Annotated in this window: 23 protein-coding genes; 2 read left to right on the forward strand and 21 right to left on the reverse strand. The window is 71.0% G+C overall.

Annotation, left to right across the window (positions count from 1 at the left end):
- Nucleotides 1-7: 7 nt before the first annotated feature.
- Nucleotides 8-826 (forward strand): hypothetical protein, encoded by an 819-nt coding sequence (locus BN159_RS20655; protein ID WP_015658935.1) that lies wholly within the window; start codon nt 8-10, stop codon nt 824-826.
- Here BN159_RS20655 and BN159_RS20660 read toward each other — a convergent pair whose 3' ends face one another.
- The 14 genes from BN159_RS20660 to BN159_RS20725 all read right to left on the reverse strand — a co-directional run bounded on the left by BN159_RS20660 (nt 827) and on the right by BN159_RS20725 (nt 14,332).
- Complete coding sequence (locus BN159_RS20660; protein WP_015658936.1) at nt 827-1,492, reverse strand: response regulator; 666 nt, start codon at nt 1,490-1,492, stop codon at nt 827-829.
- Nucleotides 1,489-2,820, reverse strand: a complete 1,332-nt coding sequence (locus BN159_RS20665; protein WP_015658937.1) for a sensor histidine kinase — start codon at nt 2,818-2,820, stop codon at nt 1,489-1,491. Before BN159_RS20665 ends, BN159_RS20660 begins: the two co-directional genes overlap by 4 nt.
- Before the next feature lie 85 nt (nt 2,821-2,905).
- On the reverse strand, nt 2,906-3,766 hold the full coding sequence (locus BN159_RS20670) for an alpha/beta hydrolase (RefSeq protein WP_015658938.1): 861 nt from the start codon (nt 3,764-3,766) through the stop codon (nt 2,906-2,908).
- Nucleotides 3,767-3,945: 179 nt separating this feature from the next.
- On the reverse strand, nt 3,946-5,133 hold the full coding sequence (gene kynU / locus BN159_RS20675; RefSeq protein WP_015658939.1) for a kynureninase: 1,188 nt from the start codon (nt 5,131-5,133) through the stop codon (nt 3,946-3,948).
- Nucleotides 5,126-5,965 (reverse strand): tryptophan 2,3-dioxygenase family protein, encoded by an 840-nt coding sequence (locus BN159_RS20680; protein WP_015658940.1) that lies wholly within the window; start codon nt 5,963-5,965, stop codon nt 5,126-5,128. Before BN159_RS20680 ends, kynU begins: the two co-directional genes overlap by 8 nt.
- A gap of 149 nt (nt 5,966-6,114) precedes the next feature.
- Nucleotides 6,115-6,528, reverse strand: coding sequence for a DUF3151 domain-containing protein (locus tag BN159_RS20685; protein WP_015658941.1), 414 nt, complete (start codon nt 6,526-6,528; stop codon nt 6,115-6,117).
- Between the two features lie 60 nt (nt 6,529-6,588).
- Nucleotides 6,589-8,037, reverse strand: a complete 1,449-nt coding sequence (locus BN159_RS20690; RefSeq protein ID WP_015658942.1) for an MFS transporter — start codon at nt 8,035-8,037, stop codon at nt 6,589-6,591.
- A 65-nt stretch (nt 8,038-8,102) separates the two neighbouring features.
- Nucleotides 8,103-9,125 carry a class II fructose-bisphosphate aldolase gene (gene fbaA / locus BN159_RS20695; protein ID WP_015658943.1) on the reverse strand — a complete coding sequence of 341 codons (1,023 nt, stop codon included), beginning with the start codon at nt 9,123-9,125 and terminating at the stop codon, nt 8,103-8,105.
- Between the two features lie 142 nt (nt 9,126-9,267).
- Complete coding sequence (gene pyrE / locus BN159_RS20700; RefSeq protein WP_015658944.1) at nt 9,268-9,816, reverse strand: orotate phosphoribosyltransferase; 549 nt, start codon at nt 9,814-9,816, stop codon at nt 9,268-9,270.
- A gap of 10 nt (nt 9,817-9,826) precedes the next feature.
- A complete protein-coding gene (locus BN159_RS20705) occupies nt 9,827-10,615 on the reverse strand; it encodes an aldose epimerase family protein (RefSeq protein WP_015658945.1) in 789 nt (262 codons plus the stop codon).
- A gap of 31 nt (nt 10,616-10,646) precedes the next feature.
- Nucleotides 10,647-11,390 (reverse strand): SRPBCC domain-containing protein, encoded by a 744-nt coding sequence (locus tag BN159_RS20710; RefSeq protein ID WP_015658946.1) that lies wholly within the window; start codon nt 11,388-11,390, stop codon nt 10,647-10,649.
- A gap of 51 nt (nt 11,391-11,441) precedes the next feature.
- Nucleotides 11,442-13,082 (reverse strand): polyamine aminopropyltransferase, encoded by a 1,641-nt coding sequence (locus BN159_RS20715; protein WP_041819598.1) that lies wholly within the window; start codon nt 13,080-13,082, stop codon nt 11,442-11,444.
- 62 nt (nt 13,083-13,144) lie between these two features.
- Nucleotides 13,145-13,681: a DUF2617 family protein gene (locus BN159_RS20720; RefSeq protein ID WP_015658948.1), complete on the reverse strand. Its 537-nt coding sequence runs from the start codon at nt 13,679-13,681 to the stop codon at nt 13,145-13,147.
- 387 nt (nt 13,682-14,068) lie between these two features.
- Complete coding sequence (locus BN159_RS20725) at nt 14,069-14,332, reverse strand: hypothetical protein (RefSeq protein ID WP_015658949.1); 264 nt, start codon at nt 14,330-14,332, stop codon at nt 14,069-14,071.
- A gap of 135 nt (nt 14,333-14,467) precedes the next feature.
- Here BN159_RS20725 and BN159_RS20730 point away from each other — a divergent pair, with 135 nt between their 5' ends.
- Nucleotides 14,468-15,658 (forward strand): pyridoxal phosphate-dependent aminotransferase, encoded by a 1,191-nt coding sequence (locus BN159_RS20730; RefSeq protein WP_041819600.1) that lies wholly within the window; start codon nt 14,468-14,470, stop codon nt 15,656-15,658.
- 39 nt (nt 15,659-15,697) lie between these two features.
- Here BN159_RS20730 and BN159_RS20735 read toward each other — a convergent pair whose 3' ends face one another.
- The 7 genes from BN159_RS20735 to BN159_RS20765 all read right to left on the reverse strand — a co-directional run bounded on the left by BN159_RS20735 (nt 15,698) and on the right by BN159_RS20765 (nt 23,936).
- On the reverse strand, nt 15,698-16,690 hold the full coding sequence (locus tag BN159_RS20735; protein ID WP_015658951.1) for an MmcQ/YjbR family DNA-binding protein: 993 nt from the start codon (nt 16,688-16,690) through the stop codon (nt 15,698-15,700).
- 10 nt (nt 16,691-16,700) lie between these two features.
- Nucleotides 16,701-17,957: an ATP-grasp domain-containing protein gene (locus BN159_RS20740; RefSeq protein WP_015658952.1), complete on the reverse strand. Its 1,257-nt coding sequence runs from the start codon at nt 17,955-17,957 to the stop codon at nt 16,701-16,703.
- 28 nt (nt 17,958-17,985) lie between these two features.
- Nucleotides 17,986-19,254 (reverse strand): MFS transporter, encoded by a 1,269-nt coding sequence (locus BN159_RS20745; RefSeq protein WP_015658953.1) that lies wholly within the window; start codon nt 19,252-19,254, stop codon nt 17,986-17,988.
- On the reverse strand, nt 19,251-20,642 hold the full coding sequence (locus tag BN159_RS20750; protein ID WP_015658954.1) for an FAD-binding oxidoreductase: 1,392 nt from the start codon (nt 20,640-20,642) through the stop codon (nt 19,251-19,253). The genes BN159_RS20745 and BN159_RS20750 overlap by 4 nt, the downstream gene beginning before the upstream one ends.
- 32 nt (nt 20,643-20,674) lie before the next feature.
- Complete coding sequence (locus BN159_RS20755; protein ID WP_015658955.1) at nt 20,675-21,511, reverse strand: isocitrate lyase/PEP mutase family protein; 837 nt, start codon at nt 21,509-21,511, stop codon at nt 20,675-20,677.
- An 81-nt stretch (nt 21,512-21,592) separates the two neighbouring features.
- Nucleotides 21,593-22,678 (reverse strand): FAD-dependent oxidoreductase, encoded by a 1,086-nt coding sequence (locus BN159_RS20760; RefSeq protein WP_015658956.1) that lies wholly within the window; start codon nt 22,676-22,678, stop codon nt 21,593-21,595.
- 4 nt (nt 22,679-22,682) lie between these two features.
- On the reverse strand, nt 22,683-23,936 hold the full coding sequence (locus tag BN159_RS20765) for an ATP-grasp domain-containing protein (protein WP_015658957.1): 1,254 nt from the start codon (nt 23,934-23,936) through the stop codon (nt 22,683-22,685).

Raw genomic sequence — 23,936 nt, forward strand, 5'->3', positions numbered from 1 at the left:
TCACGCCATGTCGATCATGCCACCGTCCGTCCCCGTCCTGCGGGGCCGCAAGGACACCCAACTCCAGTTCGACGGCGCGGCGTTGATTTTGCGCCGCCGGGACGCGGAGCACCACATACCCCTGGCCGCCGTCGCCCAGGTCCGCAGCGCCGGACGAGTGGTGGAGGTCGAGCTGACGGCCCCGCCCGGCAGCCGGTGGGCCGTCCACCGGATCGAGGACGTCAGCGAGGACGCGGGGCGCGCCTTCACGGCCGCCGTCGCCACCGCGCTGACCGGCGTCTCCGAGCCCGCCGCCGACGGCTCCGCCCTGGTCACCGTCCGGACCCTCCACGACGAGAACCGGGAGTTCAGGCTGCGGCGGGCCATCCGGCTCGGCTGGCTCGTGGTCATCCTCGTGTTCATCGGGGAGACCGTCCTGCTCACGAACACCGGCGACCCCGAGCTGTCCGTCATGGTGTGGATGGGAGGGCTGACCGCGGCGGTGTCCGTCCACGTGGGAGTGCGGCTCAGCCCGTTCGGCCGGCCGGCGTGGCGGCTGCCCAAACACGGGGTCACGGTGATGGCGCAGTACGACGGCTACTTCGACGGAATGCACGTGTACGCGTTCACCGACCTCAACGGCAAGAAGTACGGGTACACGCCCAACGGTTACCGCGGCGACGAGGTCGAGGTCGTCTACGACCCCCGCGACCCCTTCACCGGCACCGAGCGGAGCCGGCTCATCGGCCGGGGGGTCCTGCTGCTGCCGCTGATCTTCTTCGGCGGCCTCGGCGGCCTGCTGCTCCTCATCGTCCTCCTGATGATCCCCGCGGCCCTGATCGCCTGATCAGCCCGGTGTCACCAGCCGCGCCTCGTACGCGAACACCGCCGCCTGGGTGCGGTCCCTGAGGCCCAGCTTCACCAGGATCCGGCTGACGTGGGTCTTGATCGTCGACTCGGCCACCACCAGACGCTCGGCGATCTCCGCGTTGGACAGCCCCTGCGCGATCAGCACCAGGACCTCCGTCTCGCGTTCGGTGAGGTCGCCGTAGGCCGCGTGGGCTCCCGTGAACGCCCTTGGGGCCTCGGACAGTTTGGAGAACTCCGTGATCAGGCGGCGGGTGACCGAGGGGGCGAGGAGGGCCTCGCCGGAGGCCACCACCCGTACGCCGTCCGCCAGTTGGCGCGCCGAGGCGTCCTTCAGCAGGAAGCCGGAGGCCCCGGCGCGCAGCGCCTGGTAGACGTACTCGTCGAGGTCGAAGGTGGTCAGCACCAGCACCCGTGCGGTGCCGTCCGCCGCCACGATCTCCCGGGTCGCCTCGATGCCGTTCAGTTCGGGCATGCGGATGTCCATCAGGACGACGTCGGGGGTGAGTTCGCGGACCTTCGTCACCGCCTCACGGCCGTTCACCGCCTCGCCGACGACCTCGATGTCCGGCATCGCGTTCAGCAGCACGGAGAAGCCCTCGCGGACCATCATCTGGTCGTCGGCGATCAGGACGCGGATGGTCATGCCTCGTCCCCCGCGAGGTCACCCAGGTGCTGCTGCACGGGGAGGAACACCGCCACTTCGTAACCGCCTTCGTCCGTCGGGCCGGCCGTCATCTCGCCGTTCAGCATGGTCACCCGCTCCCGCATACCGGTGATGCCGTGCCCCGCGCCGGGCGAGGGCTTGATCAACGCGGGCGCGGGCGGCGGGGTGTTGACGATCCGCAGGCCGAGACCGCCGAGCACATAGCCGATCTCCACCTTCGCCTCCGCGCCGGGCGCGTGCCGCAGGCTGTTGCTCAGGGCCTCCTGGACTATTCGGTACGCCGACAGCTCGACGCCCTGCGGCAGTTCGCGCACCGCGCCGGTTACCGTCTTCTCGACGCCGAGACCGGCGTCCCGCACATTGGCCAGCAGCCTGTCCAGATCGGCGAGCGTGGGCTGCGGGGCGTCCGGGGCCTCGTAGTCCTCGGCGCGTACGACGCCCAGGACCCGGCGCAGTTCGGTCAGCGCCGCCACCGCGTTCTCCCGGATGGTGGCGAAGGCCCGCTCCAGTTCCTCAGGCGGGTTCTCCACCCGGTAGGGCGCGGCCTCCGCCTGGATGGCGACGACCGACATGTGGTGGGCGACCACGTCGTGCAGCTCACGGGCGATCGTGGAGCGCTCCTCCAGCAGGGTGCGCTTGGAGCGCTCCTGCGCGGTCACCGTCGCCTGCGCGGTCACCTCCTGCTTGGCCTCGCGGCGGATGTGCCAGACGGAGACGAGCAGCAGCAGGAACGCGGAGACGACCAGCATGGGGCCGGTGTTGGAGCCGTAGTAGTAGCCGCGGTCGAAACCGGCCTCCGCCACCAGGCCGTACGCACCCGTCAGCAGCCACATCCACAGCGCCGTGCGCGGCCTGGTGCGGATGGCCACCACCAGCAGCACCGTCAGATGGCTGACGACGGCCCCGGCCATCCACGGCCACTCGCCCCAGCTGCCGCCCAGCACCCCGGCGACCGGAGTGACGGCCATGGACAGCCAGAACGCCCCGACGGGCCGCACCATGACCAGCAGGACGGGGATCGCGCAGAGCGGACCGGCCAGCGTGGGCGCGTTCACGCTGTCCTCGTTCGCGGCGATCACCGCGAACAGCGCGGCCACGGTGATCAGCGCGTGCGGGGTCCAGGCCGCGTACTCCCGCAGCCGGGCGGGCAGCAGCCGGACCAGCGGGCCGTCGGTGCGCAGCCGGGGCAGCGGCCGGTAGGCGAAGGCGTCGTGGAAGAGGTCCTGCCGCAGCCCGCGCAGGGCGTCCTGGGCCACCCGGAACTCCGGGCTGTGGGATTTGCTGGTCGTCTCGGTCACGTACAGCACGGTAGGCGCAGGCCCATGTCGCCGTCGTCACCTGCGAGAAGGGTCCTTCCGGGTCCGTCTCAAGTACTACGGCCGTCCCGAGCGCTCACCAGGCCAGCTGAGCGATCTCCTCCGCCACCACCGCGCACGCGTCCGCGGCCGGGTCGATCAGCGGGAAGTGGCCCACGTCCTCCAGCAAGGTCAGCCCGACCACCTCGCCCGCCTTCGCCGCCGCGTCCGCGTACGCCTCGGCGACCGGCTGCGGCACATCCACGTCGGTGCGGCCCTGCACGAGGGTGGTGGCGATGCCGGTGGGCAGCAGCAGCGCGGGATCGGCGTACGGCCGCCTCTCGGCGAAGTGCTCGTCACCGCCCAGGAGTTGACGGGCCGCGCCACCGCAGACGTCCAGTTTGTCGGCGACCGTGAAGTCGGCGATCGGGGCGAGCGCGACGACACCGCGCAGCGGGGCGGGGCCGTCGGTGCGCCAGCGCGCGTCGGCGGGCAGCACATGGCGGGCGGCGGCCCACAGCGCGAGCTGACCACCGGCGGAGTGCCCGGTGACGACGGTACGGCGGGGGTCGGCCTGCGGGAGGTTCCGCTTGGCGAGCGCGGGCAGGGCGTCCATCGCCGCGGCCACGTCGTCGAGGGTGTCCGGCCAGCGGCCCGCGATCTCCGCCGCGCCCTCCGCGCCCTTGCGGTACTCGACATTGGCCACGGCGAAGCCCCGACGGGCCAGGAAGTCGCAGAACGGGGTGATGTGACGGCGGTCGTACGGGGAGCGCCAGGCGCCGCCGTGCAGGACGACCACCAAAGGGGCGGGAGCGGTCTCGGTGCGCGGGGCGTAGAAGTCGATCACCTGGTCGGGGTGGTCGCCGTACGCGGCGCTCGCGTCGGGCTCGACGGGCGGGTGCGAGAAGGCCGACTGCTCTTCGGCGGCGGACCGGGCTGCGGCGGCGTCGTCCGGCATGCTCCAACCTCTCAGCGATGAAATCCCATTGGCGGACCAGGTGAATAAATGCGCCCGTTGGCGGGGACGGTACCAGCCCGATGACGTGCACGGACACGCGGATGTCACGCTGGGTGAGGGGTAAACGGTTCTGTATCGGGCGAGGGGTGGGCGCCGCCCGGGCGGCGCCCACCGAGGGGTCACCCGCCGAGCGTCTCCCCCAGCGTCCGCGCCGCCCTCTCCACGTCCGCGAATCCGACGTACAGCGGAGTGAAGCCGAAGCGCAGGACGTCCGGGGCCCGGAAGTCGCCCACCACTCCCCGCTCGATCAGCCGCTCCATCACCGCGGCCGCGTCGTCGCAGCGCAGCGCGACCTGGCTGCCCCGCTCCTCGTGGGCCACCGGGGTCAGCGACTCCACCCGGCCGCCGGGGACGTACTCCTCGACGCACTCCAGGAAGAAGTCCGTCAGCGCCAGGGACTTCGCCCGTACCGACTCGATCGGCACGTCGTCCCAGACCTCGAGCGCCGCCTCCAGCGCGAGCATGGAGAGGATGTCCGGGGTGCCGACGCGACCGCGCAGGGCCCCCGTGGCCGGTTCGTAGTCGCCGCGCATGCCGAAGGGGTCCACGTGGGAGTTCCAGCCCGGCAGCGGGGAGTCGAAGCGGCTCTGGAGATCCGCTCGTACGTAGAGGTACGCCGGTGAACCCGGGCCCCCGTTCAGGTACTTGTACGTGCAGCCGACCGCCAGATCGACCTCGTGCTCGTCCAGGCCGACCGGCAGCGCGCCCGCGCTGTGGCACAGGTCCCAGACCACCAGCGCCCCCGCCGCGTGCACCGCGGCCGTCAGGGACGGCAGGTCGTGCAGGCGGCCGGTGCGGTAGTCGACGTGGTTGAGCAGGACGGCGGCCGTCCGGTCACCCAGGACCGACGGGACCTCGGACGGGTCCACCGGCCGCAGCTCGCAGCCCGTCATCCGGGCCGCCGACTGCGCTATGTAGCCGTCGGTGGGGAAGGTCGTCGCGTCCACGACGATCTCGTCACGCCCCTCGCCCGCCATCCGCACCGCGGCCACAAGTGCCTTGAAAACATTGACACTTGTCGAGTCGCCGACCACGACTTGACCCGGCGCCGCCCCGACCAGCGGAGCGATCCGGTCGCCGATCCGCTCGGGGGCGGTCCACCAGCCGCTCTCCTCCCAGGACCGGATGCGCAGGGCGCCCCACTGGCGCCGGACCACGTCCGCGACCCGGTCCGGCACGTTCGCCGGGAGCGCGCCGAGCGAGTTGCCGTCGAGGTAGACGACCTCGTCGAGGACGAACCCGGCCCGCTTGGCGGCGAGTTCGTCCGCGGCGTCGAGCTTCTCCGCCCGGACCCTGAGCTCAGACATGGGACCTCGCCGTCCACAGCTCGGGGAAGACGTTCTTGCGGGCACGCTTCTCCAGCCAGGCCACCCCGGCGGAACCGCCCGTGCCCGCCTTCGAGCCCATCGCGCGGCGGGTGGCGACCAGGTGGTCGTTGCGCCAGCGCCACACCAGCTCCCCGACGTCCGTGAGCGCCTCGCCCAGCCGGGCGACCTCGTCCCCGGCGTCCCCGGAGTAGACGGCGGTCCAGGCGGCCTCGACCGCGTCGGAGGGCTCGTAGCGCTGGGAGACGTCACGGTGCAGCACGGAGGCGGGGATCGCGTGCCCGCGCCGGGACAGCAGCCGCAGCACCTCGTCGTACAGGCTCGGCTCGTGCAGCGCCTTCTCCAGTTCCGCGTGGACGCGGGGCGCGCCGCGGTGCGGGACGAGCATGGACGCGGACTTCTCGCCGAGCAGGAACTCCATCCGCCGGTACATCGCCGACTGGAAGCCGGAGCCCTCGCCGAGGGCGGAGCGGTAGGAGTTGAACTGGGCCGGGGTGAGCTGGCCGAGCGGCTTCCAGGAGGCGTTCAGCGCCTCCAGCTCCCGTACCGAACGCTTCAGCGCGTCGATCGCGACCGGCACCCGGTCCTCGCGCAGCGCGTGCGCGGCGGTCTCCCACTCATGGACGACGACGGTGAACCACAGCTCCATCACCTGGGTGGTGACCAGGAAGACCATCTCTCCGGGATCGTCGGAGAGGGTGTGCTGGAGGTGGGTGAGCACGTCCGCCTTGACGTAGTCCTCGTACGGCGTCGTGCCTGCGAAGTCGAGATGCGGGGTCTCGGGCTCCTGGGTTTCGTGAGCCTCGTGGGACATCGCTGTCTCCTGTTGTGTACTCCGGGTAGCGGTCCGCCCCTGCCGTTATCGACACGGGGGCCCCGGTCCCCACCCGAATACTCCGGGGTCCTCCCCGAAAAGTGCAAGGCCCGACTGGATCACAGCCGGACCCGCACTCAAGACACGGTCTAGCCGAGCGTCTGGGCCGCGGTCGGCGAGGAGTCCTTCAGGAACTGCGAGCAGCGCTCGTACTCCTCCTGCTCGCCGATCGAACCCGCGGCGCGGGCGAGGGCGTGCAGGGCGCGCAGGAAGCCGCGGTTCGGCTCGTGCTCCCAGGGCACCGGGCCGTGGCCCTTCCAGCCGTTGCGGCGCAGCGCGTCCAGGCCGCGGTGGTAGCCGGTACGGGCGTAGGCGTACGACTCCACGACGCTGCCCCGCTCGAACGCCTCGTCGGCCAGTTGTGCCCAGGCCAGGGAGGACGTCGGGTACTTCGCGGCGACATCGGCGGGCGCCGTACCGGACGCGAGCAGCTCACGCGGCTCCGGATCGTCGGGGAGGTGGGTCGGGGGCGGTCCCCCGAGGAGGTTCTCGTGAATCGTCATGGTTCCAGTCTGGTGTATCGGCTGTCCGATGCGCCGCTCGGCCCGTCCCCCTCCCGAGCCCTACGCGAGCCGCTTCTTTGTCGGCTCCCCTTCCAGCGGTGGCGTCGTGATCGCCCCGTACGTACGGCACTCGGGCCGCCGGCAGTCCGGCGGGAGGCTGCGTACGGTCGCGAAGGCCAGGACGGAGCCCGCGATCAGCACGCCCGCGCACCAGAGCATCGCCTCGCCGAAGGCGTCGTCGAAGGCGGCCGGGTCACGGTAGGCCTCCTCGCCCATCCCGGTCAGCAGCGGCAGCGCGGCCACCGCGACGAGGCCCGCCGCACGGGCCGCCGCGTTGTTGATGCCGCTGGCCAGGCCCGCCCGCGCGACGTTCACGGAGGCGAGGACGGTGGCCGTCAGCGGGGCGACCAGGGTGACCAGGCCGAACCCGAAGACGAGGACTGCGGGCAGGACGTCGGTGACGTAGGAGGCGTCCGGGCCGACGCGCAGCATCAGCAGCAGTCCGGCCGCGCTCACCAGCGGTCCGACGGTGAGCGGGATACGCGGGCCGATCCTGTCGGCCAGGGCGCCGGACCGGGCCGACAGCAGCAGCATCAGGACGGTCGTCGGCAGCAGTGCCGTACCGGCGGCCAGGGCCGAGTACCCGGAGACGACCTGGAGCTGGATCACGGCGAGGAAGAAGAACCCGCCGAGGGCCGCGTACACGCACAGGGTGACCAGATTGACGGCGGTGAACTGGCGGGACGCGAAGATGTCCAGCGGCATCATCGGGTCGGGCCGCCGCTTCTCGACGTACACGAAGGCCACCCCGAGGACCACGCCCAGGACCGCGGTGATCCAGTCCGCCTCGATCAGCGCGTACGTCACCAGGGCGAGCGACAGCGCTCCGAGCGCCGCGCCGAGGACGTCGAAGCGGCCGTGCTTGGTGCCGTCACCGGACTCGGGCACATGGCGCAGCGCGACGGGCACGCACACCAGCGCCAGCGGCACGTTCAGCAGGAACACCCACCGCCAGCCGGGCCCGTCCACCAGCCAGCCGCCGAGGAACGGCCCCACGGCCGCCCCGATGCCGCCGAACCCGGACCACAGGCCGACCGCGCGCGCCCGGTCGTCGGGATGGAAGGAGGCCTGGATCAACGCCAAGGACCCCGGCGTGAGCAGCGCGCCGCCCACCCCTTGCAGGGCACGCGCGGCGATCAGGACCCCCGCGTTCGGGGCGATCCCGCACAGCAGCGAGGCCACGGCGAACCACACCACACCGATGACGAAGATCTTGCGGCGGCCGTAGCGGTCGCCGAGGGAGCCGCCGAGGAGGATCAGTCCGGCCAGGGTGACCAGGTAGGCGTTGGACGTCCACTGGAGGGCGGAGAGGTTCGCGTCGAGATCGCGGCCGATGGCGGGCAGGGCGATGTTGACGACGGTGGAGTCCAGCAGGGCCATGCTGGAGCCGAGGATCGTGGTCAGCAGGATCCAGCGGCCCTGCGGGGAGGCGAGCCGTACGTCGGGCATGCCCCCAGGTATACAGCGAGCCCGGCGCCGTGGGCAGGCGCCGGGCTCAGGAGTGCACTACAGGACTACTTGATCTTGGTGCCCGTCGAGCGCAGGTTGCCGCACGCCTCCAGGACACGCGCGGCCATGCTCGCCTCGGCCAGCTTGCCCCAGGTGCGCGGGTCGTAGGTCTTCTTGTTGCCGACCTCGCCGTCGACCTTCAGGACGCCGTCGTAGTTCTGGAACATGTGCGCGGCGACCGGACGCGTGAAGGCGTACTGGGTGTCCGTGTCCAGGTTCATCTTCACGACGCCGTTCTCCAGCGCGGTGGCGATCTCCTCGGCGGTGGAGCCGGAGCCGCCGTGGAAGACGAAGTCGAACGGGCTCGACTTGCCGTACTTCTCGCCCACGCCCTGCTGGAGGTCCTTCAGCAGCTCGGGACGCAGGACGACGTTGCCCGGCTTGTAGACGCCGTGCACGTTGCCGAAGGAGGCGGCCAGCAGGTAGCGGCCCTTCTCGCCCAGGCCCAGGGCCTCGGCGGTACGGAGCGCGTCGTCGACGGTCGTGTACAGCTCGTCGTTGATCTCGTGGCTGACGCCGTCCTCCTCGCCGCCGGTCGGGGTGATCTCCACCTCAAGGATGATCTTGGCGGCGGCGGCGCGGGGCAGCAGTTCCTGGGCGATGGCCAGGTTGTCGGCGAGGGTCTCGGCCGAGCCGTCCCACATGTGCGACTGGAACAGCGGGTTGCGGCCGGCCTTCACGCGCTCCTCGGAGACGGCGATCAGCGGGCGTACGTAGCCGTCCAGCTTGTCCTTGGGGCAGTGGTCGGTGTGCAGCGCGATGTTGACGTCGTACTTGGCGGCGACGATGTGCGCGAACTCGGCCAGGGCGACGGCGCCGGTGACCATGTCCTTGCTGTGCTGGCCGCCGAGGAACTCCGCGCCACCGGTGGAGATCTGGACGATGCCGTCGCTCTCGGCCTCCGCGAAGCCGCGCAGCGCAGCGTGCAGGGTCTGGGAGGAGGTCACATTGATGGCCGGGTAGGCGAACTTGCCTGCCTTCGCCCGGTCGAGCATCTCGTTGTAGACCTCGGGGGTTGCGATGGGCATCTGTCCGCTCCTTGTGATGTGCGGGTTGCGTTCTGCGTACTACGGCCCTGACCTAGACCTGGGATGCGACGTCATCGTCGACGTCGGGGCCATCTTTCCAGACGAACCGGGATGCTCCGAGAGCTGTCTCAGAGCCAACCTGTCAGTCCAGGCCGAGCTCGTCCTTGGAGTACGCGAAGCGGTACGGCACCCCGGCCCCCGCCTCGATCTTCTCGGCGGCGCCGGTCGCCCGGTCGACGATGGTCGCCACGGCCACGACCTCGGCGCCCGCCTCGCGCACCGCCTCGACGGCGGCCAGCGGGGAGCCGCCGGTGGTGGAGGTGTCCTCGACGACCAGCACCCGGCGGCCGGCGATGTCCGGGCCCTCGACGCGGCGCTGGAGGCCGTGCGCCTTGGCGGCCTTGCGGACGACGAAGGCGTCGACCTTCCGGCCGCGGGCCGCGGCGGCGTGCAGCATGGCCGCGGCGACCGGGTCGGCACCCATGGTGAGGCCGCCGACCGCGTCGAACTCCAGGTCGGCGGTGAGGTCGAGCAGCACCTGGCCGACCAGCGGCGCGGCCTCCCCGTCGAGGGTGATACGCCGCAGGTCGACGTAGTAGTCCGCCTCCAGACCCGACGACAGGGTCACCTTGCCGTGCACCACGGCCTTGTCCTTGATCTGCTTCAGCAGCGCGCCACGTACGTCCGTCATGCCGAACAGCTTAGAGGCGGGTCCAGCTCCAGGTGGTCGTGGCCTCCAGCGGCTCCAGCGGGGTGACCAGGCGCGGGAGCGTGTTCAGGCCGTTGGGCGGGCCGGTCTGCGGCTCCACGCACACCGCGGCGTCCTGCTCGTCGTAGACCACGACCCACTTCTCGGGGCTGGTGACCTTGAGCGCGAGCTGTCCGGGCCAGGTGAGGGTGACGTCAACGCCGTCGGGCATGCCGAAGCAGTCGTCCCAGGGGCCCGGCTTGGGGTCGATGCGGTTGCCGGTGGGCAGGTGGTCGTCCCCGCGCTCCTCCTGCCAGGCGGGGGTGAAGTCGAGCTCGACGTCGGTGCCGCCGAGGGTGCGGTTGAACCACGGGTGCCAGCCGATCTGCGCCGGGAAGGAGTCCTGGTACGTCTCGATCGACATGGTGAGCGTCAGGGAGCTCTCGGTCAGGGCGACGACCTGGGTGACACGGGCGCTGTGCGGCCAGGGGTCCACCAGGTCGTACGTGATCACCGCCTCGTCGGGGGTGGTGCGGGCGGTGCGCCAGGCGCCGTCGCGAGCCGTGCCGTGGATGGCGTGCGGCGGGGAGTTCAGCGGCATCTGGCGGACGGTGGCGCCGTCGCGGAAGCGGCCGTCCCTGATCCGGCCGCACCAGGGGACCATGGGGAAGCAGCCGAAACGGTCTCGCTGGCGCAGGAGTTGGGCGCCTTTGATGCTTAGGCCGCCGATTCTTCCGCCGTTGCCCGGTTGCACGGTCACCTGCGCGTCGCCCGCGGTCAGCGTGATGTCATCGTTACTCACGGGATGACCCTACTGGGGTTCGGTGGTGCGGTCAGCGGCGTCTTCTCAGGACTCGGCTGACGACGATCGCGGAGGCTACGGCGAGGGCGGCGGCGGGGGCGGCCCAGCGGAGGGTGTTGACCGGTGGGGAGGGTTGGGGGGCGGGGACGGGGGCGTACCGCCCTCGGGGCGGGGCGTGATCGACTTCTTCGGCGGAGCGGCCGATCATCGTGCGTCTGGCGTGCGCCGCTTCTGGGGCTGCCTCGGCCTCGGCGGCTGCGGGCTGTTCCAACTCCGGCTGCTCCGGCTCCTCCGGCTGCTCCGCCGCGCTCTCCGGCTCTTCCGCCTTCTCCGGCTCCGCCTTCTCCGGCTCCGCCTTCGTTCCCAAGTTCTCTGCGAAGCGGGTCAGCAGCCTGGTGACTGCCGAGTGGACCTGCTCCTGGGGGAGTTGGGTGATGCGGCCGTCCGCTTTGGCCGTGGCGGTGATCGTGAGGGTCGAGCCGTCGTCCGTTTCGCTCGGCCGGAGGGTCAGGGACAGCTTCACCGAGCCCGTGCCCCTTGCCTCCGTCGCGTCGCCCTCCAGCTCGTAGGAGCCGTCTTCCTTGGAGGCGATGCTCAGTGAACCTCGGTAGGTGATCGTGTGGCCGCCCACCCGCACCTTCAGGCGGCCGGCCATCGGGGTCTCGGCGCCCGCGTCCCGTTGGAGCCCGGGGAGGGCTCGGGCTACCCGGGCGGGGTCGGACAGGGCCTCCCGCAAGCGGGCCGTGGCCACCGGGACGAACACCTCAAGCTCCATGTCAGCGGAGCCTACCCAGGACAGCCGCCGCCGCACCCCCCGTCGGCGCAATCAGTAGCGCGGATGCACCAGCGTGGACGCCTGGAGACCTCGCAGCCGGGACTCCTCGGCCGCCCTCTCGTCCTCCCTCAGCCGGGTGTCGGTGAGGGTGCGCAGGCGTGGGCCCTGCGGGGACAGGCTCAGGGTCGGTTCGGCGGGGCCCCTCGTCGCCAGGACGAAGCCCCAGTCGTTCGGGGCGTCCGCTCGGCCCGAGGAGCGGTCGGGGCCCGCCGCGAAACCGGGGTCCCGGCCCGCCACGCAGTACGGCGCCGTTTTCAGGCCAGCCGCCCGCAACGTCGACTCGACCGTCCAGAAGACCCGGGGCCGGGAGGTCACCGGGCCCGCGTGCACCACCAGGCGCCCGTCGGCCGTCAGCATCCGCCCGGCCAGGCCGTAGAACTCCTGGGAGTAGAGCTTGGTGCTCGCGGTGATCCCGGGGTCGGGGAGGTCGGAGACGACCACGTCGTAGCGGACCGAGGACGTGCGGCGGAGGTGGCGGAAGGCGTCCGCCGTGATCACGTGGACGCGTGGGTCGTCGTACACCTGGCCGTTGAGGCGCTTCAGAGCCGGGTCCTCGCGGGCCAGGCGGAGGACCTCCGCGTCGAGTTCGACGACGTCCACGCGGCGCACGCCCGGGTGGCGCAATACCTCGCGGGCGGCCAGGCCGTCGCCGCCGCCGAGGATCAGCACCCGGGCGTGCGGACCGTTCATCGCGGGGTGGACCAGGGCCTCGTGGTAGCGGTGCTCGTCGCGGCCGCTGACGCGGAGGCGGCCGTCGAGGAAGAGGTCGAGCGGGCGGCCGTCGGTGCCGCCGGTGAGGACGACCTCCTGGACGTCGGTCTGGAGCGCGACGCGGACGTCGGCGCCGTACACCGCGTGCCGGGCCGCCCGTTCGAAGTCGTCGACATGGACGGCGGCCGCGGCGAGCAGACCGAGGACGGTGCAGTTGACGCCGAGCAGCAGCCAGCGCCCGCGCCGGGTCAGATCGCAGCCGAACAGACCGAGCACCAGGGCGCCGCCCGCCAGCACATTGACCGCGCCGGTGAGCAGCGCTCCGGTCAACTGGCCGAGGAGCGGGAGGAGAAGGAAGGGGAAGGCCAGGCCGCCGACCAGCGCTCCGACGTAGTCCGCGGCGAACAGGTCGGCCACCGCGCCACCCGCGTCCTGGCGGCGGATGCGCTGGATCAGCTCCATCAGCAACGGGACTTCGGCGCCGATCAGCAGGCCGATGGCGAGCGAGAAGGCGACCAGCAGCACCCGGGGCCCCTGTCCCCACAGGCCGCCCCAGCCGCCGGTCCAGGCGAACACGCCGTACAGCGCCAGCGCACTGCATCCGCCGACCAGGGCGAGCACGGCCTCGATCGCGCCGAAGCCGGCGGCGGCGTGCCAGCGCAGCCGCTTGGCGACGAGGGAGCCGAGGCCCATCGCGAAGACCATGACGGACAGCACCACGGAGGCCTGGGTGACCGAGTCGCCGATCAAGTAGGAGGCGAGGGCGACCAGTTCGAGTTCGTACACGAGTCCGCAGGCCGCGCAGACGAAGACGCACGCAAGGACCAGGAACCGGCCCGTCCCCGGCCGGACGGGCAGCCGCGCCGGGGAGCCCCAGGGTGCCGGGGCTCCGGGCGAGGCCGGCGCGGGTGATTCAATCACTGTGCGACGGTACGTCACGCGCCCATTACGTCTCGTCACCCACACGCGTGGAACTCACGCCCTCAAACGCCCACCGGGCTGAGAGCACCCGCCGGAACCCGGACCCCGACCCGGGTCCGGGTCGCTACCAACTGGCCGTCCTCCGGGTAGGCGTGCCAGGTCCGCCAGTGCACCTGCCCCTCGTGCCGGTGCGCCAGCAACGCGGTGAAGGCGTGCGGGCTGCCGGGAAAGACTCCGGCCAGGCCGTGCGGGTGGTCGGCGACCAGCGCCAGCAACTCCTGGGCCCGACCCGCGAACTGGCCGGGCGTCAGTTCCTCGACCCGGGCGGCGAATTCGTACTCCCAGTCACCGATCCGCTTGGCGACGCCCAGCGGAAGGGGGGTGCTGCTGCCCCGGATGCAGGCCACCGTCTCCGAACACACGCCCCGCTCCTCCTCCAGGAGCACCTGGTGGGACGCGCCGAGCAGTCGCAACTGGAGCTTGGCACCGGACAGTTCGAGGTCGAGCGTGGCCAGTGCGGGGAGCGGTTCACGCCCCAGCGCCCACGCGAGGTCGGCCGCGCGCGTGTCGGTGTAGGAGGTGTTGAGGGTCGTGAGCATGGATCGGCTCCGCTTGCACGCAAAGAAAGGGAGGTTGGAGTCCGGCGCACCGGTCGACACCGGGAGATCGGCCCGGTCAGCCCAGTCGGCGAGGTCAGTGGGGGCTGACCGCGGGACGTCCGAGGGGCTGCGTTGATGATGAAGAGGGAATCACGAACAGCGGGGCCACCACAGCGTTTTTTACCCAACTTCGTAGGGTTTCCATCCCTCAGGGGGCTACTCAGCGCAACTGTTCAACCCGGCGCGCGCCGCGTCGGCCGGATCGCGCGCCGGGGCGTACGACCGTGCCACGAACGCCGAAGCGGGGCCCGCCCCCCGTGGGCGGGCCCCGCGTTCCGGATGCGGTTCCCCCGAGATTCCCCCGAATCGGAGCTCAGCTGCCCCGTGTCAGCTGCCTCCGCCGCCGCATCCACCCCCGCCGCCCCCGCACGACGAGGAGCTGCCGCCGCAGGAACTGCCGCCGCCGCAGGAGGAGCCACCGCTGTCGCCCCCGCCGCCGGCCCACCAGCTGCTGCTGGTGTCATTGCTGTCGCGGCGGCCGTAGTCGCGCCGCCGCCGGGTCCCCTGCGCCATCTGCCGACGACCGGACCCCACGATCGCCAGCGTGATCAGGCCGGCGAACAGAACCACCAGGATGATGCCGAGAGCCATGACGTCACCCTCCTTTCGTCCGCAGCTCCCCCGAAGCGGCCCCCCGTGGGCGCCTCGCCAGCTGCGTGAACCGAAAATGCCCTCCCCGATCCCGCCCCAAAGCAGAGTTGAGGAACTCCAGAGCTTCGGCGCAGGATGGCCGGCATGACCTCAAGCGCGCGTCCCCTTCTGAATCGCAGCCTCGCCGAGTTCGGAACGACGATCTTCGCCGAGATGTCGGCGCTGGCCCTGCGGACCGAGTCCATCAATCTGGGTCAGGGATTCCCGGACACGGACGGGCCCGAGGAGATCCGGGAGGCGGCGGTGCGCGCGCTGCGCGACGGGCGCGGCAACCAGTACCCGCCGGGTCCTGGCGTGCCCGAGCTGCGACTGGCCGTGGCCGCGCACCAGGAGCGGCTGTACGGGCTGGCGTACGACCCGGACACCGAGGTGCTGGTGACGGCGGGCGCGACGGAGGCCATCGCGGCGGCGCTGCTGGCACTGCTGGAGCCCGGCGACGAGGTGGTGGCGCTGGAGCCGTACTACGACTCCTACGCGGCCTGCATCGCGATGGCGGGCGCCCGCCGCGTCCCGGTCACCCTGCGCCCGTCCGAGGGACGCTTCCGCCTCGACCTCGACGAGCTGCGCGCCGCGGTCACCGACCGCACCCGCCTGCTCCTGATCAACACCCCGCACAACCCGACCGGCACGGTCCTCACCCGCGAGGAGCTGGCGGCGGTGGCGGAGCTGGCCGTGGAGCGGGACCTGCTGGTCGTCACGGACGAGGTGTACGAGCACCTGGTCTTCGACGGCGCCGAGCATCTGCCGCTGGCGACCTTCCCCGGGATGCGGGAGCGGACGGTCACCATCGGCTCGGCGGGCAAGACGTACTCCTTCACCGGCTGGAAGGTCGGCTGGGTGACCGCGCCGCCCGCACTGGTCAGCGCGGTGCGCTCGGCGAAGCAGTTCCTGACGTACGTCGCCTCCGGGCCGTTCCAGTACGCCGTCGCCGAGGCGCTCGCGCTGCCCGACACCTACTTCGCCGAGTTCCGCGCTGACATGCAGGCCAAGCGGGACCTGCTGGCGTCGGGACTGACGGAGGCGGGCTTCGAGGTGTTCACCTCGGCGGGCACCTACTTCATCACCACCGACATCCGGCCGCTGGGCGAGAAGGACGGCTTCGCGTTCTGCCGGAACCTGCCGGAGCGTGCCGGTGTGGTGGCCATCCCGAACGCGGTCTTCTACGACGACAAGGAGGCCGGGGCGCCGTACGTGCGGTTCGCCTTCTGCAAGAGGAACGAGGTCCTCCACCAGGCGGTCAGCCGCCTACAGCGCCTGGCGTCCTGAACGCGGCTTCCTCGCCGCACGGGGTGGCCGAGCGCCCACTCAGTGCTTCCTGGAGAACCGGACGTAGAGATACTCGTCCAGGATCTTCGACAGGGGGACCTCCGGGCGGCCCACCAGCCCGGGAAGGGCGGCCTCGGCCGCGCCGGTCTCCTTGAGGACGGCCCTCGCCCAGTCGCGGCCGAGGAGCAGGTGCCGGGTGAACGCGGCCGCGTCGCGGGTGCCGTGCAGCCGCTCGGCGATCGCCGCGTCCCATGCCATGACCGCTTCCGGCCGAAGGGCGTACAGGGTTTTGGCAGCGGCGGTCGGGCCGAGCGAGCGTGCCGTCCGCCCAGCCGAGACGGGCAGTCTCACGAGGTCGCCGTAAGCGCGGCCGAAGGCGGCCGCGGCCGTGTCGTCCAGGTCGGCGAGCGTGCCACCGGGCAGGGCGTCGGCCCAGGTGGTCCACCAGCCCGCGAGCCCGGTGTCGAAGGGGGCGGGTTCGCCCTCTCTGGGATAGCGGATGCGGCAGCCCCAGGAGTTGAGCCAGCGCAGCAGTGCCTCGCGGTGGTCGGCGCGGGCCAGGTCCAGGGCGGGGCGGGTGCGCTCGCGAAGGGTGAGCCAACTCCTGTCGATGTCGGCGTAGCCGTTGAACACGTCGGCAGCCGCCCGGAGGTCGGCGAAGGCGGGTGGGTCGATGATCGGCCTGGAGCTGTTTCCCAAGTGTTCGGACGCCACTTTCCTGGGGACGACCATCCGCCATGCCTCGGTGACGATCTCCCGCATCTCCTCCGCGTCGATCGCTGCCAGCCGGACCCGCACCCAGTTGAAACGCTCGTCCCGGGGAGCGGGCATCGCGAACTTCTCCGGCTCCGAAGCCACCAGTGCGGCGCGTTCCTCCTTGGGGTACGCGAAGCCCATCACCGTCTCGTCCTGGGAGAACGCCACATAGACGATCCTGCCGACTCGGAATTTGACCCGGTCCCGCACGAGCGCCTCGTGGGTGCGCGGCAAGGTGAGGGCATGGGCCCTCACCTCCTCGACCGTCACCGCCATGCCGGTTGCCTCACTTCTCCGGCACGGTGACGACATCGACCTCGGCGAGGGCCTCCTCGGTGCGCAGCCGTGCCTCCCGCTCCGTGTCGGCCACAGCGACGCAGACGCCGATCCGCTCCTTGGAGCTGCGCAGCATCCGTACCTGGTCCCCCGCCTTCACCACGACCTTGCAGGAGACCACGCCGGGCACTTCCCCGGCCTGTTCGAGCCCGCTGACCGCCTCGACATGTCCCGGCCGGGCATGCAGAAAGCGAACGGCCGCCGCCCGCCCGGCGCTGCTGGGCAGCGGACCCGGCAGCGGTTCGCCCTTCATGAGGGTCCAGAAGTGCCTGACGAGGTCCACCGGGTACGCGCGCTCGATCAGGTCGATGATTCCGTCACCGGCGAAGCGGCCCGCGCATTCCACGAGAAAAGCGGTGCCGTCGGAGACGATCCACTCGCAGTGGACCACGCCGCTGCCGAAGCCGACCGCCCTGAGCACCTGCCGCGTCTGCTCGAAGAGCAGGTCCCGCAACTCCTCCGGGATTCCTGCGGGAACCACGTGTCCCATCTCGACCGGATGGTCGCCGGGGAAGAGGATCTTCTCGGTCACGTTGGCGAACAGCGGGGTGCCTCGGTCGACGAGCATTTCCACGCTGTACTCGGCGCCGGCCACGTACTGCTCCACCAGCATGCGGACCTCGCGGGGCCGATCCGGCACGAAGATGCCCTCGTCGTGGTCGGTGCACTCGATCCAGGCGGCGCCCACCTCGTCCGCCGACGAGAGGATCCTGGTTCCCGTGGAGCCCTGCCGGTTCGCCGGCTTCAGCACCACCGGCCCCTCGTGCCGCTCCATGAACTTCCGCACGTCGGTTTCGTCCGAGACGGCCATCGACCGTGGGTTGGGGATGCCCGCGGCGGTCGTCACCTTGCGCGTCAGCTCCTTGTCCCGCAGGATCCGTGCGGCACCGAATCCCGCCCCCGGCAATCCGTACCGTTCGGCGAGTCTGGCCGCGAACGGCGTCGCGTACTCCTGGAGTGGAGCGATCGCGGCAGGCGCCAGGGCGGGATGCGCGTTGACGAACGCGTCAGCCGCACCAGGGAGTTGGTACTCCCAGCCGATCACCTCGCGCACGACCGGGGAGTCGGCCACCTGCGCGCGCACGTCACGCTTACGAATCACGTCCGGCTCGTCGATGACGATCACGGACCGGTCGGGCTGGAACTCGGCGAGCGAGGCCACTGCCACGGGGACGAATCCCACCATGATGACGGGGCGGTCAGTCACTGTTGATTCCCTTTCCGCTGTCCTGCTGCTAGGCAGCCGTCGCCTCGGCGACCTCGTTGACGTCCTGCTCCGGGTTTTCGCCCCGGGCTTCACTCAGCCCGTACACCGCGAGGAGCGCCGCCAGGGCTCCGGCCGCCCCGCACAGCAGCCAGACGCCGTTCCCGAACGCCCCCCAGGCAAGTACCCCCAGGGTCGTACCCGTCGCCGAGCCGAGGGAGAACGCGGCCTGCGACGAGCCGATGGCACGCCCCTTGACCGCCTCCGGCTTACTGGCGGGATGCGCCCACAGCGTGGGCCCGCTCACCATCATTCCGCTCACGAACACGGCCGTGCCCAGGAGGATCACGACAGGGGAACCGGAGATGGCGTAGGCCGTCAGACCGAGAGCCATGACGAAGGTCCCGGTCCCGGCGGCCAGCGGCGCCTTCCACTGCGAGACGTAGCTGGTGATCTTCAGCTCAAGGGTGATCAGAAGTCCCGACGACAGCGCGAGGGCGCTGCTGTACAGAGCTGTCGGGTTCCCGTCCGCCTGGACCTTGAGTGGGAGCACGGCCATGAACTGCATGTAGAACATGGCGCTCAGCGTCATCGAGGCCAGATAGAGGACGAACCTGGTGTCGCGCAGAAGTGCCGAATAGCCGGCCTTCTTGGTCGGCTGCGTCTCGGCTGCGTCAGCGGGCGCGCTGTCGGTCCGCGCGCCCGCCTTGGCGGGGAGGAACAGGAGGGAGAGCAGTGCGTACGCCAACGCGGTGGCACCGTCCACCCAGTACAGCAGGTCCCAGTTGGCCAGGGTGAGGGCCGCTGCCGCGAACGGGCCGATGACAGCGCCGAGGTTGAGGGCGGTGCGCATCATCGAGAAGGCCATCACCCGCAGCTCATCGGGCATCACCGCGTTCAGCAGGGCCGAGGCCCCCGGGCGGTATGCCGCCGTCGCCGCACCAGCCGCACCGATCAGCACCACGACGAAACCGAAGTTCGCCGGGTCCTTCAGCAGCGGAAGGCTCGCCACCAGCAGGGCCGAGCAACTCATGGCGGTGACGATGGTGTTGCGGGGGCCGAGCCGCTGGGTCAGCTCGCCGCCGATCAGGCCGCCGGTCAGAGCACCGAGGCTGTAGGCCCCGAGGCAGATACCGGCGCGCTTCATCGACCAGTCGTTGTGCACCAGGTACAGCACGAGGAAGGTCTGGACGAACGCGCCCATCTGGTTGACGAACACCCCGCCGAGGAGGAAACGGGCAGCATTCGGTGTCGCCTTCAAAGCGGCGAGGACACCTATCCGTTTGGTGTCGTCTGTCATGACTGGATCCCCTGATCAAACCCGAACACGTTCGCGGGATCGTACTTGCGCTTCACCTCGACGAGCCGCGGATAATTGGCCCCGTAGTAGGCCTGGCGCCAATTCACCAGTTCCGGGTCGACGAAGTTCTGGTACGAGGACTCGGACATGTGGGTGCCCATATCGGCGTGCAGGCCGTTCACCCAGTCCTGGACCGCCTCGACCTGCTCCGCGGAATCCTCACGACTCCAGGAGGCGTCCATGGAAGCGAGGAACATCGTGTCCCGGTGCACGAACGCAGTGTCCGCGGCGGGCACCTCGTTGATGGCGCCGCCCCAGGCGAACATGCCGAGCCCGCCGCCGTCCGGGTTCCGGCTCCCCGGCCACTTTTCCAGCCAGGACAGAATCGACTGAATTCCGTGCCCGGAAACAGGCTGCTTCACATACCTTGTGCGGGTCATGAAATGGTCGTCGACCGGCGAAGGGTGTGCCATGTTCCCCTTCGCCTCCCAATACGTCTGGTCCATGAAGTGCCGGCTCTTCGGAGTCGCCGCGGAACACAGCGGCGCCAGGATTTCGCGCAGCTCCTCGGAAGGGCCGAAGTAATAGCCCGAGACCGCGACGAACCGGTTCTCGACAGCCGAGGCCGGGTCGGCACCGGACGTGGCGACCCTGAGGTTGAGGGAGAACTCGTGCGGCGCCTGCGCCATGAGCCGCTGCACGGCGTCCACCACTCTCGCCGCGTCCGACCACGCCCAGGTCAGCCGGCCGACCGACACGTCACGCGCCGGGTGCGTGCGGAAGGTGAACGACACATTGATGCCGAAGTTCCCGCCACCGCCGCCCCGGCAGGCCCAGAACAGGTCCGGATTCTCCTTCTCGCTGCACACGAGCACCTCGCCGTCCGCGGTGACGACCGTGGTCTCGACGAGTGAGTCGCACGTGAGTCCCAGCGACCGGGAGGCGTATTCGCATCCACCGCCGAGAGTGAGCCCGGCTATCCCGACCAGTGGGCTGGTCCCGGTGGGGACGGTCGACTCGTAAGGACGCAAGCGGTCGTGAATCTGCCCGGTGCGCGCACCGCCTCCGGCGGTGACCAGGCCGGCCGACTCGTCGACGTCGACCAGCGAGCACCTGCTGAGATCCACGACCAGGCCGTCGCCCAGCGAGTAGCCCGCGAAGCTGTGTCCACCGGACCGCGCGACGACGGGAACACCCTGGTCACGGGCCCACAGAACGGACCTTCGCACATCCTCGGGATCGGCGGCCACGACAACCGCCTGAGGGCTACGGACACCCTCATGGCGCTTGTTGCGTACGTGCGTGGCCACCCGGTAGCCGGGTTCACCCGGCCGGAACAGTCGCCCGCGCAGCTCTCCCGCCAGCCCCGCCCAGTTCGGGTCGATCACGTGCTCCTCCTGCCTTGACTCGGGTTCCGCGCTCAGGCGAAGAGGCCGTTGAGATCGGCGTAGGTCAACGTGTCCGCGTTCTTGTGCTCGTCGCCTTCGGCGAGCAGTTCGCGCGCGGCGTCCCGCGCCGCCGTGTAGGCGAGCTCCGCCATCGCGGTACCCACGCTGATGCGCTGCACGCCGGCGGCCGCGAGTTCGGACACCCGCGGCCCGCCGGGCCCGGTCATCGCGTTGACCGGAAGCGGAGAGGTGCCGGCGAGCAGCTTCAGGACGGGCAGGTTGACCAGGCCCGGGACGAACAGGCAGTCGGCGCCTGCCTCGGCATAGGCACGAGCCCGGGTCACCACCTCGTCGAACCGCTCGGTCGGCTCGCCCACCTCGAAGAGGAAGACGTCCGTACGGGCGTTGATCAGGAGGTCCGGGACGCCGGCCCGGGCTGCCGCCTCACGTGCTGCGCCGATGCGCTCCGCCTGCTCCTCCACCCCGAACAGCGGGGCGTCCGCGGCGCCCGAGTCCTCCAGGTTGATCCCGACGACGCCCGCGGCGACAGCGGCGCCGACGGTCTCGGCCACGTCCTGTGCGGAGGGGCCGTAGCCGCCTTCGATGTCGGCGGTCACCGGCACGTCGACGACGGACGCGATGCGCTCCGCCATGGCGAGCATCTCGGTCCGCGACAGGCCCTGACCGTCCGGACGTCCCAGCGCCCAGGAGACCCCGCCGCTGGTGGTCGCGACGGCCCTGGCTCCGGCCGCCGCGATCAGCGCCGCACTCGCGGCGTCCCAGGCGTTGGGCAGCACGAGGGGGCTTCCTGAGTGGTACGAGTGCAGCAGTCGGGCCTTGTCGTTCAGGGAGGAGGGAGCAGTGGCCATGAGGATCACCTTTCTGATGACGGCCGGCACCGGGCCGTCGTTTTGTCGCGGGGTTCGTGCGGGACCGGGATCGACCCGGCTTCACCTCTGTGCCTGTGAACCCCCCGCATGACCTGTCGCGACACGGTCCAGGAGCCGGGCCGCGGCGGTCCGGCTCGCGGCGAGGACCGTCTTGGCGGCGCCGCCGCTCCCGCCGGTGAACGTGTAGACCGGCGAAGCGCGTTCCAGATCGCGCAACGCCAGCCCCGGCTCCCGGTGGTAGCAGTCCGCCGAACCGAACCCCTCGAGGCCGGAGGGGTTCAGGGTGAGGCCCAGCCGCTCCGCGACCACATCCAGCAGAGTGCCGATCAGGGACGGGTCGACGCCGACACCGTCCGGGTCGACGCCCCACCGCTGCGTGGGGACGCCGAGGAGGAAGCCGCCATCCGCCAGCGGGCGCCCGTAGAGTCCGCTGGTCTCGTCGGTGAACGCGCCCAGTCCTGGTGGAGCGACGGGACAGCGCACGTACTGGATCGCCTTGGTGCGGAATCCGTCGGCCGCCGGATCGCGATCGAGCAGCAGATGTGGCGTCCACGCTCCGGCCGCGACCACGACGGCCCGGAATCCCCCCGCGTGCACCCGGTCGACGCCTTGGAGCGTGCCATCGGGCCGCACTCCGGTCACGGGTTCCTGGGAGACCACGACTCGGGACCGGAGCAGTTCGCTCGTGATCGACGTACGCAGCCGGTGCGGGGAGAAATACCCTCCCTGCCGCTCGACGACCGCGACGGCACCCTGCGGCAGGCCTCGGAGCGGGCAGGGTTCGGAGAGGTCCTCCACCGCCGACCACGTCAACGAACCGGGCAGTCCCGCCTCCACGATGGAGGCCAGGGCAGCGACATCGACGTCCCCGGGTTCCAGGACATAGTGGGAGCCGACCTCGCGATAGTCCGCCCAGTCCCGCAGCACGGGGCTGGCGACCAACTCGGCCAGGCTCTCCGTGGCCGCGACACACGACTCGGCGTCGGTCTCGAAGCCCCGGACCATCCCTCCGGAGGCCCCGGTGGCGTCCCCTCGGACGCTGTGGTGGCCGACGAAGAGCGTGATGTCCGACGCGGGGTCCAGCAGGCGCAGCCGCCAGGCAAGCGCAGCACCGGCGATGCCGCCACCGATCACCGCGATACTCATGGCCTCATTCCCCGATCGGATCGAGCGTCAGGGTGAACGACGCCTCCGCCGCGTCCAGCGCCGCCGCGCAGGCGTCCGGGCCCTCTCCGCGGCAGATCGCGTAACCGAAGCGCGGCACGATGCCCCGAGGGGGCAGCAGCAACAGGGCGCCCGGCGTGGTCAGGACTGCCGCCTCCACGAGGCCCGGACCCGACCGGGGGGCCTCGACCTCCCGGACTCGGCCGTCCTGCGGCGGGTAGCCGAAGCGGATGCCGACGCAGTCCTTCACGGTCGCGGTCAGGGACGGCTCCTGGCCGGTGGCGACCTGGATCGCCACGAGCGCGGGGTCGATGCCGGTGGCGAGCTTCCCCACATACGGGATGAGGCCCCCACCGAGCCGCCCGTTCACCTCCACGATGGCCGGGCCGGCCGAGGTGAGCTTCACCTCGGTGTGCGTGATCCCGTCCCGGATGCCGAGTGCCCGGTGAGCCCGCGTCAGGACGTCGAGCAGCGGTCCGTCGCAGAGCAGGGGATCAGCGGCGTCGACCACATGCCCGGTCTCCTCGAAGTACGGCTCCAGGCCGACCTGCTTACGGGCCAGGACGAACGGCTTGTACTCCCCTGCCACGATGGCGCCGTCGACGCTGATCTCCGGGCCGACAAGCATCTCCTCGACCAGTACGCCGCCCTCGTACGCGGGATTGCCACCATGGCTCCCCCGTTCGGCGACCTCGTACGCGTGGCTGAGCGCGGCCTCGTCGTCCGCGCGCATCACACCGATGCTGGCGCCCATCCCCCGGGGCTTCAGCACCACGGGGAAGCCGAACTCCAGCGCCGCCGCACGCACCTCGTCGAGCGATGTCGCGTAGCGGAAGCGGGGTTGCGGCAGCTCTGCCTCGGTCAGCAGCCGACGGGTGCGCTCCTTGTTGCGGCAGTTCTCCGCTCCCGCCACGGACAGGCCGGGGAGTCCGAGCGTCTCGGCGATGTGCGCGGTGGCGACGACAAGGGTCTCGTCGTAGGTCCACACTCCGGCGATCGGGTGCTGCTCGGCCAGCGTGAGCGCGGCCTTGACCAGGGCTTCCTGATCGGGGATCAGACGGGTCCGGTCAATGAGCTCGACCACCGTCGCGCCGCGGACGAAGGGACGCTGCCAGGTCGGTTCGGTGGAGTCCAGGAGCCAGACGGGACGGTGCGCACGGGCGCCCGCAAGCAGATACTCGCGGTACGCCTGGCCGCCGCTGCCCACCACGAGGATCATGGCTTCGTTCGAGGCGGGCAT

The sequence above is a fragment of the Streptomyces davaonensis JCM 4913 genome (genome assembly GCF_000349325.1).
Taxonomy (GTDB): Bacteria; Actinomycetota; Actinomycetes; order Streptomycetales; family Streptomycetaceae; genus Streptomyces; species Streptomyces davaonensis.